This is a genomic window from Desulfurellaceae bacterium (genome assembly GCA_021296095.1).
In the GTDB taxonomy this organism is placed as follows: Bacteria; Desulfobacterota; Binatia; order Bin18; family Bin18; genus JAAXHF01.
Genome location: JAGWBB010000061.1, coordinates 1 through 12,652 on the forward strand (window position 1 = coordinate 1; position 12,652 = coordinate 12,652).

The 12,652-nt window shown below is 61.5% G+C and carries 17 protein-coding genes; 11 read left to right on the top strand and 6 right to left on the bottom strand.

The window, feature by feature from the left end; all coding sequences use genetic code 11:
• Both J4F42_14775 and J4F42_14780 read right to left on the bottom strand, forming a co-directional pair.
• Positions 1-180 (bottom strand): alcohol dehydrogenase catalytic domain-containing protein (locus tag J4F42_14775; protein MCE2486775.1); only part of this gene is annotated, 180 nt, incomplete at its 3' end.
• A gap of 9 nt (positions 181-189) precedes the next feature.
• Complete coding sequence (locus tag J4F42_14780; GenBank protein MCE2486776.1) at positions 190-372, bottom strand: alcohol dehydrogenase catalytic domain-containing protein; 183 nt, start codon at positions 370-372, stop codon at positions 190-192.
• A gap of 138 nt (positions 373-510) precedes the next feature.
• Between J4F42_14780 and J4F42_14785 the strand changes: the two genes are divergently transcribed.
• Positions 511-1,065 (top strand): pyridoxamine 5'-phosphate oxidase family protein, encoded by a 555-nt coding sequence (locus J4F42_14785; GenBank protein ID MCE2486777.1) that lies wholly within the window; start codon positions 511-513, stop codon positions 1,063-1,065.
• Between the two features lie 104 nt (positions 1,066-1,169).
• On the opposite strand, the gene J4F42_14790 is transcribed toward J4F42_14785, so the two are convergent.
• Complete coding sequence (locus J4F42_14790) at positions 1,170-1,562, bottom strand: MAPEG family protein (protein ID MCE2486778.1); 393 nt, start codon at positions 1,560-1,562, stop codon at positions 1,170-1,172.
• A 337-nt stretch (positions 1,563-1,899) separates the two neighbouring features.
• Here J4F42_14790 and J4F42_14795 point away from each other — a divergent pair, with 337 nt between their 5' ends.
• Both J4F42_14795 and J4F42_14800 read left to right on the top strand, forming a co-directional pair.
• Positions 1,900-2,208: a hypothetical protein gene (locus tag J4F42_14795; protein ID MCE2486779.1), complete on the top strand. Its 309-nt coding sequence runs from the start codon at positions 1,900-1,902 to the stop codon at positions 2,206-2,208.
• Positions 2,205-2,792, top strand: a complete 588-nt coding sequence (locus tag J4F42_14800; GenBank protein ID MCE2486780.1) for a hypothetical protein — start codon at positions 2,205-2,207, stop codon at positions 2,790-2,792. The genes J4F42_14795 and J4F42_14800 overlap by 4 nt, the downstream gene beginning before the upstream one ends.
• A gap of 272 nt (positions 2,793-3,064) precedes the next feature.
• On the opposite strand, the gene queG is transcribed toward J4F42_14800, so the two are convergent.
• On the bottom strand, positions 3,065-4,249 hold the full coding sequence (queG, locus tag J4F42_14805; protein MCE2486781.1) for a tRNA epoxyqueuosine(34) reductase QueG: 1,185 nt from the start codon (positions 4,247-4,249) through the stop codon (positions 3,065-3,067).
• 99 nt (positions 4,250-4,348) lie between these two features.
• On the opposite strand from queG, the gene erpA reads away from it, so the two are divergent.
• Both erpA and J4F42_14815 read left to right on the top strand, forming a co-directional pair.
• Positions 4,349-4,750, top strand: coding sequence for an iron-sulfur cluster insertion protein ErpA (gene erpA, locus J4F42_14810; protein MCE2486782.1), 402 nt, complete (start codon positions 4,349-4,351; stop codon positions 4,748-4,750).
• Between the two features lie 54 nt (positions 4,751-4,804).
• Positions 4,805-5,455, top strand: a complete 651-nt coding sequence (locus J4F42_14815; protein MCE2486783.1) for an HAD hydrolase-like protein — start codon at positions 4,805-4,807, stop codon at positions 5,453-5,455.
• On the opposite strand, the gene folP is transcribed toward J4F42_14815, so the two are convergent.
• Positions 5,452-6,300 (bottom strand): dihydropteroate synthase, encoded by an 849-nt coding sequence (gene folP, locus J4F42_14820; protein MCE2486784.1) that lies wholly within the window; start codon positions 6,298-6,300, stop codon positions 5,452-5,454. The genes J4F42_14815 and folP overlap by 4 nt on opposite strands.
• A 152-nt stretch (positions 6,301-6,452) precedes the next feature.
• Here folP and J4F42_14825 point away from each other — a divergent pair, with 152 nt between their 5' ends.
• The 6 genes from J4F42_14825 to J4F42_14850 all read left to right on the top strand — a co-directional run bounded on the left by J4F42_14825 (position 6,453) and on the right by J4F42_14850 (position 11,838).
• Positions 6,453-7,070 (top strand): glutathione S-transferase family protein, encoded by a 618-nt coding sequence (locus J4F42_14825; protein MCE2486785.1) that lies wholly within the window; start codon positions 6,453-6,455, stop codon positions 7,068-7,070.
• A 51-nt stretch (positions 7,071-7,121) separates the two neighbouring features.
• Positions 7,122-7,769, top strand: a complete 648-nt coding sequence (locus J4F42_14830; protein MCE2486786.1) for an LON peptidase substrate-binding domain-containing protein — start codon at positions 7,122-7,124, stop codon at positions 7,767-7,769.
• 130 nt (positions 7,770-7,899) lie between these two features.
• Positions 7,900-8,475 (top strand): NADH-quinone oxidoreductase subunit I, encoded by a 576-nt coding sequence (locus J4F42_14835; GenBank protein ID MCE2486787.1) that lies wholly within the window; start codon positions 7,900-7,902, stop codon positions 8,473-8,475.
• 36 nt (positions 8,476-8,511) lie between these two features.
• Positions 8,512-9,690: a molybdopterin-synthase adenylyltransferase MoeB gene (gene moeB / locus J4F42_14840; protein ID MCE2486788.1), complete on the top strand. Its 1,179-nt coding sequence runs from the start codon at positions 8,512-8,514 to the stop codon at positions 9,688-9,690.
• 14 nt (positions 9,691-9,704) lie between these two features.
• The gene (locus tag J4F42_14845) at positions 9,705-9,977 is read left to right on the top strand and encodes a MoaD/ThiS family protein (GenBank protein MCE2486789.1); all 273 of its coding nucleotides are present in this window, start codon (positions 9,705-9,707) and stop codon (positions 9,975-9,977) included.
• A 13-nt stretch (positions 9,978-9,990) separates the two neighbouring features.
• Entirely contained in the window at positions 9,991-11,838 is a 1,848-nt protein-coding gene (locus J4F42_14850; protein MCE2486790.1) for a transketolase, read from the top strand.
• Between the two features lie 218 nt (positions 11,839-12,056).
• Here J4F42_14850 and trmB read toward each other — a convergent pair whose 3' ends face one another.
• Entirely contained in the window at positions 12,057-12,644 is a 588-nt protein-coding gene (gene trmB, locus J4F42_14855) for a tRNA (guanosine(46)-N7)-methyltransferase TrmB (protein ID MCE2486791.1), read from the bottom strand.
• Positions 12,645-12,652: the final 8 nt, after the last annotated feature.

A 12,652-nucleotide genomic window follows, 5' to 3' on the forward strand; every position in this document is an offset into this window, starting at 1 on the left:
ATGCAGCCGCGAGGTGCCGTCCGGCAGGTAGCCCTGGAACAGTTCCAGGTTGCCGGTCTGGCACAGCTGCGGCCGCCCGGTGACACAATAGCCACACCGACCGCACGACGGCCGCCACGACAGAATCACATGGTCGCCGGGTTTGACGGCCGTCCCGTGGGCGCCCACCTCCGCGACCACGCCGGCGCCTTAGTGCCCGCGCACCGCGGGCGGAGGCGGGAAGGGAATACTGCCATTCATGACCGACAGGTCACTGTGGCAGACGCCGCTGGCGGCGATTTTGACGAGCACTTCGGTCCGCTTGGGCGCGTCGATCTGGATGTCTTCGACGCTGAGCGGGGCGTTGTGTTCATAGAATACGGCAGCTTTCATGGGCATGTCCTCCTGTTCGTTTTATGCGTTCATATCACTATTAACGCCGTTGCAGGATCCCCCCACAGAGTCGAGGGGCGAGACTTGTCTTCCCGTGTGGCGTGCGGATATGGTGGGCCGCCGAAAGGAGACACGCGTATGCCAAAGCTGACACCCGACGCGGTCACGTCTTTTTTGCAGGAACGAGGACACCTGGCCCGTATTGCCACGCTCAAGGAGGACGGCAGCCCGAGCGTTGTTCCGGTGTGGTTTATCTGTGAGGAGGGCAAGATTATCATCACCCCGCGCAAATACTCCGCCTTTTATGCCCATATCCAGCGCGACCCCCGCGTTGCGATTTCGATTGATGAGGAGGCTGGCCCCTACCGCAAAGTCCTGGTCGAAGGCACAGCCGAGATTTTGTATCCGGTCGGCCGCGACGACGAATGGCGTGATCTCTACCGGCGTATTTCCTGTCGCTACGTGGATGCGGCGTCTGCCGACCACTATATCAACGAGACCATCGACCAGCCCCGGGCGCTGATCGGGCTGGCCTTGGCAGAAGCCAAGCTCACGACCTGGCGGATGCCGGGAGAGGACGAGCCGTACTCGGGCATCTGGCACGCGCGCTATTACGAAGCCGGCTCAAAAATGGCGACGCAGGCACGCATGGGCAGTAGCCCGGCACGCGGCGACAAGCTCAACGTCGAATAAGCGGCACTCCCATGCCATCTATCCGACGAACGTGCGCGGGCCAGTGGACCGGGAGTATGGAGGGACGGAAGGGGAGAGCGTCCTTCCGCCGGGCCTGTCCGTTCCTAGCCGGCCATGAACGCCGCGATGCACAGAATGACGCCGCCGAGATAGGTGCCCAGCGCTCCCACGGCGCGCAGCGGATGGGCTTGCTCCAGGCTCGCGCTCATGATCATGCCGAGTGCATGAAGATAGCGGCAGGCGGTGACCAGGATCATGGTCCACATCATCCAGCCGGCCAGTTCATCGCCCCTGGCCACGATGAGCATGAGCAGGGCCAGCATGGGGGCGTATTCGGCGGCATTGCCGTGGGCCCGGACCATTTTATGCAGGCGGTCTGCGGGGTCGGCATCTGTCCCTGCGTTGGTTTCGGTTTGTCCCCGCGTGAGCGAAACCATAAAACCAAGCCCAAAGATCAACAAACCCAAGAGACCGGAACACACAACTGCGGTTTCCATAGACGCCTCCTTACTGGACGTGGGATGTCTGACGCTCTCCTTAAACCCCGGACCAGGCCCACTCCCATCCTGCTCCCCCGACCCCCTTTGAGTCAATCCTTTTGCGTATCGCTCAGGCATGGCAGCGGAGAGGCGTAGAGGTGCGGGAACTTTTGGACGAAAGTTATGGAACTTCAGGAGTTTACCGACTTCTGCTTGCAGAACGGTTACGAAAAATATCGTACTAGGGTAGAATTAGCAGCTATATCTTACCGTGAATAGGAACGATTTACCGGCTGACCATTCAACGGAGACTGAAATTTCTCAGACTCCGCAGATGCACCGAGAGGAGAGACTTATGGGAGAGGCGCAGCAGGCACAGGAACCGCTTACGGAGAGACTAAAAGCAGCCCTCGCTTCTCGGGACATCCCCCATATCTACGCAAACGGATTCATGAATGCACTCAGTGACGCCGATATCGTCGTGATGTTGGAACGAGACAACTCTCCGGTCGCCATCCTGAATATGTCCTACACAACGGCAAAGTCCTTAGCCGAGAAACTTTCTCACCTCATTGATGCCTTTGAAAAGAAAAGTGGGCAGACCATCATGACCTCAGACGACGTGAATAAAGCCCTCTCTCAGCGAACTGAAGGACAGCCATGAAATATACGGAGGGACCCCCTCAGACTCTCTACTTTGATTCCGACCTTTCCCCTGATTCTCTGTTGACGAAGCTCCAAGAGCTGTCGGATTTGCCGGACGGATGGCGATTTGGAGAAGGAATCCCGCCCCAGCTACCTGCGCTTGATACAGCGCGGGAGATTTATCGACAGCTTGCTTCCCTCCGACTCAAGGCCGATGCGTTTCCAGGCGTGGACGGCTCATTGACCCTGGTTTTTTACGCAGATGAGAGATGTGTGGAGGTTCAAATCTCTCGGAATGAAGAAATCAGCGTCTGCGTAGAAGAAGGGGAGGGGTTTGATTTCCAAGAAATAGAGGACATAGAAAACGCCTCGATCGACAATGCGGTGAAAGAGGTGAGGCTTCTTGCTCAGAGATTAGACAGATGGCACTTATCAGACTCCTTCATCCACGAGAATACGACAAAAATTCAAAGCGCTTCCGCAGTTCATGCTTCACCAACTCCAGCGACGGGACAGGAATATCGCTTGTGGATCTTGAATGCATTCGAGAACACCTTACGCCCATATGCGAACACCTCGAACACTATTATCCCAGTGTTGTAGGGGAGCCTATTACGTACTGGCAGATTCCAACCAGTTTGCTGTCTGACACGCAGATTGAAGAAACGCAAAGCGATAGCGGTGACCCCTGCCACCGACAGCTTCTCGGCCTCTCAAATAACCAGAGCAAAAAGTTCTTTAAGCGCTCGTGCCGCCCTGAAGATATCCGAGTCTGCCGGGGCGGAAGCCCGATTCCGTGTAATCAGGAATTACTGGAAGCTATTTTTTCACCTTGAGTCGTCAATTCGCTCTCTGGGTCTGAGCCCGCCGCGTCCTCACTGTGTTACACGCCCGTTTTTTCGGTTAGCAGATTGGTGCAGATTGGTCAAGAGACTTGGCGGAGCGTCACCCAGGGCAACGCTGATCTCGGCCCTGACCTGGGGATCGTCTTCTGTGGCCAGAGCGTGCTGAAGCGCGGTCCTGGCCGCGCGATCATCGAACTGGCCGAGGGCCCAGGCGGCATGACCGCGAATCAGCGCTTCGGGATCGCGTAGCGCATTGCACAGCGGAGCGACGGCTTGGGGATTGCCGCTGTTGCCCAGGGCGATTGCCACGTTGCGCAGCAGGCCGCGACGCTTGGTCCGCCATACCGCAGTCTTGCGAAAGCGCTGACGGAAACCGTCGTCGTCAAGCACCATCAGCGCGGGCAGGGACGGGAACAGGCTTTCGATGACCGCGCGCTCGGGCGCGCCAAACTTTGTGTTCCAGGGACACACCTCCTGGCAGATGTCACAGCCGAAGATCCAGTTGCCGAGCTTGGGACGCAGGTCGAGCGGGATGGCGCCCCGGTGCTCAATCGTCAGATACGACAGGCACAGGGGCGACTTGAGCACATAGCCGTCTTCCAGGGCCTGGGTCGGGCAGGCGTCCAGGCACTGGGTGCAGCGCCCACAGTGGTCCTGGGTCGGACCCTCGCCTTCGAGTTCCAGGCCGACCAGCACCTCGGCCAGGAAGAACCACGAGCCGACCCGCTTGCGCAGCAGCATGGTGTTTTTGCCGAACCAGCCCAGACCGCTGCGGTAGGCCCATTCGCGTTCGAGCAGCGGGCCGGTATCGACATACGGACGAGTCCACACCCCGGGCCGGAGATCGGTCAGGAAGGCGATCAGTTCGCGCAGCCTGGCGCCGATGCGGTCGTGATAGTCCGGCCCGACCGCGTAGGCTGCCATCCGACCGCGCAGTTCCGTTCGCCAGTCCAGCTCGGGCACGGCCGGCGGGGCGTAGGGATAGGCCAGGCAGATGACGCTCTTGGCCTGCGGAAACGCGGTGGCCGGGTCGAGGCGTCGTTCGGGTCGGCGGGCCAGGTAGTGCATGTCCCCGGCGTTGCCCTGCGCCAGCCAGCTGCGCAGGAATTCCTCACGGTCCAGCCGGCCGAGCCGGGCAAATCCGCACTCGGAAAAGCCCAGGGCAGCTGCCTTGTGCCGAATCTGGTCTTCCAAACCCATGCCCCAGTCTAGCATGCCACAACCAGCGACAGAAGAGGACACTCCGGCAATTGACTCCCGGGTCTTGAATACGTATCTTGGCTCCAGGCGAATTGCGACCGACCTGGAGGATGTATGGCAAATGCAGTATTACCGCGTGCCAACGACCAGCTGCCCGATCTGAGTGGCGGCCCGGCGCTGTCCATGACCCCAGAGGCGGCTCAGAAAATCAAGGAAGCGATGGCAAAAGAGGGCCTCAACGAGGGCGGGCTGCGCGTGTCCATCGTTGGCGGCGGCTGTTCGGGCTTTTCCTATAGCCTAAATCTTGATGCCAGTGCCCGCGAGGACGATGTCATTGTCGAGCAGGACGGCGTCAAGCTGCTTGTCGATCCGATCAGTCAACAGTACGTCCACGGCACCGTGCTCGACTATCACGACGGGCTGAGCGGGGCCGGTTTTCGGTTTGTCAATCCCAACGCGGTGCGCACCTGTGGCTGTGGGACCTCGTTTGCGGTGGATGAGGCCGAGAACGGCTGAGACCGGTCCGCACGTCATCTCGGGGCAGGGAACGCCTTTCCGTGCCCTGTTCTCATGGTCCGTTTTCACCACCTGATTTTCGATCTTGACGGGACCCTGGTCGATACCCGGGCCGATCTGGCCGCTGCGGCAAATCGCATGCTGGAGCGGTTCGGCCTGCCGCCCCAGTCTGTCGAGCAGGTCGGCGCGCATATCGGCCAGGGCCCGCGCGTGCTGGTCGAGCGGGTCTTGGGGCCTGCCCACGTCCATCTGGCTGCGGAAGGCTTTGCCGTCTTCATGGACTATTACGCCCAGCACTTGGTCGATCAGTCGGTTGTGTATCCGGGTATCACGCGGGTTTTAGCCACGGCCACGGCTCGTGGCGCAGTCTTGTCGGTGCTCACCAATAAGCCCCAAGCGGCCAGCCGAGCGCTGCTGTCCGGCTTGGAGTTGCTGCCGTTTTTTACCGTCGTGGTTGGCGGAGATACGCTGCCAAAGCCAAAACCCGACCCAATCGGCGTGTGGCATGTGCAGTGCCTGAGTGCGGTACCGCTGGACCGGACTGTACTGATCGGGGACTCGTCCATCGATATCCAAACCGGCCGGGCCGCAGGTATTCTGACCTGTGGGGTAGGCTGGGGATTTGACGCCCGAGGGCTGGCCGAATCCGCTCCCGATTTTCTGGTGAGATCGGCCGAGGAGTTGCTGGCGGTGCTTGAGGGCTAGGCCAAGACCGGCCGCAAACGCTCGGCCATTCTGACCGTCTGCCAGGTTTCCGCGACATCGTGGGCCCGAATAATATGGGCGCCGTTGTAGACCGCAATCGCCGCGCAGGCCAGCGAACCGGCCAGCCGTCCGGCCGCCTCGGACTGGCCGGTGATTTTACCGATGAACGACTTACGCGAGGCGCCGACCAATAGCGGCAGGCCAAACGAGCGCAAACCGCCCAACTCGCGCAGCGCCGTACAGTCCCACTCGTGCCAGGCGATTTGAGGCTGGCGAAAAAATCCGATGCCCGGGTCGAGCACAATGCGGCCGGTGGGGATACCGGCCCGGCGGGCAAGAGCCAAGCTGTCGTTGAGGGCGGTGTGAATCCGGCCCGGGGGAGAGCCCCGACCGGGAGACGGCTCGCTGGCCATGAGGACAACGCTTACCCCCGCCTCGGCCACACACCCGGCCATGGCCGGGTCATGTTTCAGGCCGCTGACGTCATTGATGAGCCGGGCTCCGGCGGCCAGGGCTGCCCGGGCCACGCCGGCCCGCTTGGTGTCGGCAGACACGGGCACGTCGAGCCGGGCGGTCAGGGCCTCAATGGCCGGGGCCAGACGGTCGGTCTCTTCGGCCTCGGAAATGTGGGTTTTCAGGTAGGGGGCGGTGGACATCGCCCCAAGGTCAATGATATCAGCTCCCTCGCTCACCTGCTGTTCGGCAGCCTGGATCAAGCGGTCGAGGCGGGTGTGGACCGATCCGCCGTAGAAAGATTCCGGACTGACATTCAGCACCCCCATGACACGGACCGGGGCGGTATCGCCGACGCTGAGGTCGGCCAGCTGAGACGTGACGGGTGGCATGGGTAGGGTACCGGAAGAGCGGGAGCTGTAGCGGCTCAGAACCGTTGCCGTGGACAACACCAAGCGGAAAAAGTGCTTTCCGATCCGGTTCTTTGATTGCCAGCCCCCATATTTTCTTCTACACTACCACGCCAGGAGAGAGGAGAACAGGCATGATAAAGCTGTACGATTTTCCACAGAGTCCGAACTGTCAGAAGGTGAAGCTGGTTCTGGCAGAAAAGGATCTCTCGTATGAGACGGTCTTTGTGGATTTGATGAACAACGCGCAGCGCAGCGCAGATTTTCTGCGTCTCAATCCGTACGGCAAGGTCCCGGTCCTGATTGACGAAGACGAGGTGATTTACGATTCGACCATCATCAACGAGTATTTGGACGACGAATATCCGCATCCGCCCCTGATGCCGACCGGGTCCGACGAACGCGCCCAGGCGCGTCTGTTTGAAGATTTTGCCGACAACTCCTTTATTCCCCAGAGCAATGTGCTGGCCACCGAGCTGTCGAAAGCGGCCGATCAGATTGACCAGGAGCGGATTCAGCGCTACCGCTCAGACCTCGTCCGGGTGTTGGAGTTTCTCGACCGGCATCTGGAAGGCAAGGAGTACCTGGTCCAGGAATTTTCGCTGGCCGATGTCGCGTTTGTCCCGCGTCTGCTGGTCTTGGCACCCCTGGGGGTGACCGTGCCCGAGAGCCTGACGAATGTCATGGCCTGGATAGAGCGCCTCGGGCAACGCCCGTCTGTCCAAAAACTCCAGCACGAACTGACCGCATAGCCGGCGACAGATCAGCCGCGCGGAGGCAGGATTGTAAAAGGGAGGCTCCGTATGTCAGACTTGCCAGATATTATTCCAGTCTTTCCGCTGCCCAACGTCGTCCTGTTTCCCGGGGTCCAGCTGCCGCTGCATATTTTTGAACCGCGCTATCGGGCCATGGTGCGTGATGCCTATGACAGCTCGCCGTCCCTGATCGGCATGTCGCTGCTGCGCGGCGAGGACTGGCGGGCCAACTATGAGGGCAACCCGCCGATCTATGCGATTGGCTGTGTGGGAGAGATGGCGCGTATGGACCTCCAGCCGGACGGGCGGTCCAATATCCTGCTCCAGGGCTTGCGCGAGTACGAGGTGCAGGAGGAAATCCAGACCAAAGCCTACCGCCAGGCGCGGGTCAAGTGGCGGCCGCTCGAAAAAACTACGCTGGCCCAGGACATGCGCCAGGAACTGCGCGAGCTGCTCAGGCGCTATCTGCCCGAGAGCGCCAATGTTGAAAAGTTTCTGGCCGACCCGTCGGTTGAGGACGGCTTTTTCGTGAATTTCTTCGCCTTTCACCTGGGGCTTCAGCCGATTGAGAAACAGAGTTTGATCGAAGCCGTCGGTCTGTCCGAGCGAGCCCGCTGTCTGCGCGATATCCTCGATTTCAAGCTGACCGAGTCCAGTCTGGGCAAGCCCAAGGGCGACAAGTCGCGGATGCATTAAACCCGGTCCACACTCGAGGTGAGCGCTGGTCTCTTCCTAATGAAGCGGTCATTACCGTTCGCCTCGCCGCACCCGACTCACCTTGACAAAGCCCGGCCGCCTCATAATAGTGTGGCCGGGCGGGGGAGCTATGAAACGCAAAGAAGACATGACGTGGTGGGAGCGTTTGTATCTCCCGGAGATTGTGCGCGGCCTGCTGGTCACCACCTCCCATTTTTGGCGCAATCTGGCCTTGCACGCCCTGCACGCGGTCGGGCTGGCCACCCACAAACGCGCCGCAGCGACGATTCAGTACCCCGAAGAGCGCCGACGCTATCCCGATGTGTACCGGGGCAGCCATCGCCTGACCCTCAAAGAAGACGGTTCGGTGCGCTGCACCTCGTGTTTTTTGTGCGCGACCGCCTGTCCGGCCAACTGCATCCACATCGAGGCCGGGGAACACCCCGACCCGCAGGTCGAAAAGTTCCCTGTCCGCTACGAGATCGACACCCTGCGCTGCATTTACTGCGGCATGTGTGTCGAGGCCTGTCCGTGCGACGCGATTCGCATGGATACCTATGTCCATCCCCGAATCTGGGGCTATGACCGCCGGGATTTCATTGAGAGCAAAGAGGTCCTGATGCAGCGCTCCCGGACCCTGGCCGAGGGCGGGCGCGATTCGCTGATGGTCCAGATGTTGGAAAGTTACCAAGACGCCGACCGGTAGGAGCCACAGCTGGCTCAGCCGGGTAAGAGGGGACGTATGGCCAAGACGTATAAAGAGCTGATGGACGAAGCCCGTGAGACTATTCCCGAGCTGACGATTGATGAGGTCAAGGAGCGGACCGAGCGGGGCGAAGACTGGGCCGTCTTAGATGTCCGCGAGCGCGAGGAGTACCGCGAGGGGCATCTTGAGGGTGCGATTCCGCTGCCGCGCGGATTTCTGGAGATGCGGGTCGAGGAGACCCTGCCGGACAAAACCCGGCCGATCATCGCCTACTGCGCCGGGGGGGTGCGCTCCCTGATCGCCGCCCGGACGATGCAGGAGATGGGCTATGAGAACGTCAGCTCCATGTCCGGCGGCTATACCGCGTGGAAAAACGCGGGCTACGAATGGGTAGCCGACCGCCAGTTCTCCCAGGAGCAGATTACCCGCTACGCCCGTCACTTTACCCTGCCGGACGTGGGCGAGCAGGGTCAGGCCAAACTCCTGGACGCCAAGGTCTTGTGTGTCGGCGCGGGCGGCCTGGGCTCGCCGGTGGCCTACTATTTGGCTGCGGCCGGGGTCGGCACAATCGGTATTGCCGATCACGATACGGTCGATATGAGCAACCTCCAGCGCCAGATTCTGCATACCAATGACCGGGTGGGCATGCCCAAGGTGGAGTCGGCCCAGCTGACCCTGCAAGCCCTGAACCCGGATGTCGACGTCATTCCCATCCAGGAACGGCTGTCGTCCGAGAACGTGATGCGGATCATCAAGGACTACGACGTGGTCATCAACGGCTGCGATAACTTCCCGACCCGCTATCTCATCAATGACGCGTGTGTCATGGCCAAGAAGATTCTGGTTGACGGCTCGATCTTCCAGTTCGAGGGCCAGGCGACGGTCTTCTCACCGGACGAAGGGCCGTGCTACCGCTGTCTGTTTCCCGAGCCGCCGCCGCCGGGCATGGCTCCCAGCTGCGCCGAGGCCGGCGTGCTGGGTGTGCTGCCGGGCCTGGTCGGCTGTGTCCAGGCTCTGGAAGCCCTCAAGGTGATTCTCGGCGTCGGAACGCCGCTGATCGGCCGTATGATTCACTTTGATACGCTCAGCACCGAAATTCGGGTGCTCAAGCTGCGCCGCGACCCGAACTGCCTGGTGTGCAGCGAAGACCCACAGATTACCGAGCTGATCGACTACGAGGAATTCTGCGGACTGCGGACGGCCAACGCGGCCTGAGCAAGGCTTTCGGGATGGCGGATACCATACGCATTTCGGTCAAACTCTTTGCCACCCTCAAAAAATACCTCCCGGCCGCAGCGCAGGCCTCGGTCAGCCTGACCCTGCCGGCCGGGTCTGTCGTTCAAGACGCTGTTGAAGCCCTGCACATCCCGCGTGAACAGGCCGGGTTGCTGGTTGCGGGAGATGTGTATGTCGAGCCCCACGCCCCGCTGTCTGACGGGCAGGAGCTGAGCATCTTCCCGCCGCTGGCCGGCGGGCTCAATGTCCTGCATTTGCCCTGCTGAGGAGAATCTGATCGTGAGCCAAGCTCTTGTCGCGCTCCAAGCCGTTGCCCAGAAACTGCGCATTCACTCCCTCCGCTCGACCGCCGAGGCCGGCTCGGGCCATCCGACCTCGTGCCTGTCGGCCGCCGAACTGATGGCTGCGGTGTTCTTCGGAACCATGCGTTTTGATCCCCACGATCCGAGCAATCCGACCAACGACCGCTTCGTGCTATCCAAGGGTCACGCCGCGCCGGTGCTGTACGCCTCGCTGGCCGAGGCCGGCGCTCTGCCGGTCGAGCAGTTGATGGATCTGCGCAAAATCTCCAGTGACCTGGAGGGCCACCCCACGCCGCGCATTCCATGGGTCGGGGCGGCCACCGGCTCGCTCGGCCAGGGGCTATCGGTCGGGGTCGGCATGGCCCTGAACGCCAAGTACATCGACCGGCTCGATTACCGGGTGTACGTCCTGCTGGGCGACGGCGAGGTGGCCGAAGGCGGGGTGTGGGAGGCGGCTGCCATGGCCAGCCATTACGGCCTGAATAATCTGATCGGGATCATTGATGTCAACGGCATCGGTCAGAGCCAGCGGACCATGTTCGAGTTTGATGTCGATGCCTACCGCCAGCGCTTTGCCGCCTTTGGCTGGCAGACCTTTGTGGTCGACGGCCATAATATCGAAGACATCCTGGCGGCCTTGTCCGAGGCTGAGCAGGTCAGCGACCGACCGGTCATGCTGGTGGCCAGGACCTGCAAGGGCAAGGGGGTGTCGTTTCTCGAGGATAAGGACGGCATGCACGGCAAGCCGCTCACAAAAGGCGAGCAGCTCGATCAGGCCCTGCAAGAAGTCCGGGTGCCCGGCAACGGCACGCCGCCACCGATTCGCCGGCCGGCTGCACTGTCTGAGGCGAGACCGGCTGTAACGCCCCGGCCCATGCCCGCGCCGAGCTATGACCTCGGTGAAAAAATCGCCACCCGGGCGGCCTACGGCACGGCCCTGGCCAAGCTGGGCGAGGTGCAGCCGCTGGTCGTGGCTCTGGACGGCGATACCAAGAACTCAACCTTTGCCGAGCGCTTTGTGGAGTCCCATCCCGAGCGCTACTTCGAGAGCTACATTGCCGAGCAGAATATGGTTGGGGCGGCGGTGGGTCTGGCCGCGTGCGGTAAAATTCCGTTTGTTTCGACCTTTGCCGCGTTTCTGACCCGCGCCTTTGACCATATTCGGATGGCCGCCATCTCGGGCGTTGCCATCAACTACGCCGGCTCACATTGCGGCGTGTCAATCGGCGAAGACGGGCCGTCGCAGATGGGTTTGGAAGACCTGGCCATGATGCGGGCGATTCCGAATTCGACCGTTCTGTATCCGTCCGATGCGGTGTCGGCCGAGCGCCTGGTGGCGGCTGCGGCCGAACTCAGCGGCACGACCTATATCCGCACCTCGCGGCCGGCCACGCCGGTGCTGTACGCCAACACCGAGGCGTTTCCGGTCGGCGGCAGCAAGCTTGTGCGCTCCAGCGACCGGGACCAACTGACGGTGGTGGCGGCCGGCGTGACCCTGCACGAAGCCCTGTCCGCAGCCGACACTTTGCAGGCCGCGGGCATCAACATCCGCGTCCTGGACGCCTATTCGGTCAAGCCGCTGGATGCCGAGGGGATTCTCAGCGCGGCCCGCGACACCCACAACACCCTGATTGTGGTTGAGGATCACTACTACGACGGCGGGCTGGGGGATGCGGTGTTGAACGCGGTGGCAACCCACGGCATACAGGTCCACAAGCTGGCGGTCACCGAGGTGCCGCGCTCGGGCAAGTCGGCCGAGCTGCTGGACGCCTTCGGCATCAGCGCCGGGAGAATTGCCGAGCGGGTCAAGAGCCTGGTGGGCTAAACGCACCGGTCTGTCTGTCCCCCTTTGCGAAAACCGGTGTACTCAGCATCGCTCGCCGCCGCTCGCGCTCGCTCTGATACTCGCGTCGGGAAATCTCCCTTTTGCAACGTGTGATGCGGCGGGTAGGGGCGGGTTTCAAACCCGCCCCTACTACTCTACCCTCCGAAATCTCCGGTGCCGGTCTCTCGCGTTCGCGGGAATGAGTCGAAAGCGCCGGTTTATCCTTTTTTCCGAAAGCCGGTGTAATAGATCGGCCGGCCCTGGCGCTGATATTTGCGCTCAAAGTCGGTCACAATCGGCTTGCCCCTGGGGGTGCAATGGTCGCGCTGCCAGGCAAACTGGTCGAGATCGGATACGGCCCGAAACTGCTCGACAATCTGTTCAAAATACGGCCGCACGTCTGAGGCGAACAGCAGCGTCCCGCCGGGGACCAGGCTGCGGGTCAGAGAGGTGGGGAAGTCGGCCTGGACGATGCGGCGTCGGTGGTGGCGTTTTTTCCACCACGGGTCCGGGAAATACAGGTGATAGACCTGTACCGACTCGGGATAAATATGGGTCCTGAGCAGACAGCCGAAGTCGGCCCGGATGATAATCACGTTCGATGGCCCGTCGCGTTCCAGCAGGCGGGCAGCCTGGAACATGCGCCGGGAGGCAAACTCCACGCCAAAGAAGTTACGCTCTGGATGGAGCCGGGCCAGGGCTCTTAAAAACGAGCCGTGGCCCGGGCCGATCTCGACTTCAACCGGGTTGGTATTGCCGAAGATCTGCGCCCAGGTCGGCGGCGGAGCCGAAAAATCGGCCGACATGAAGCGGC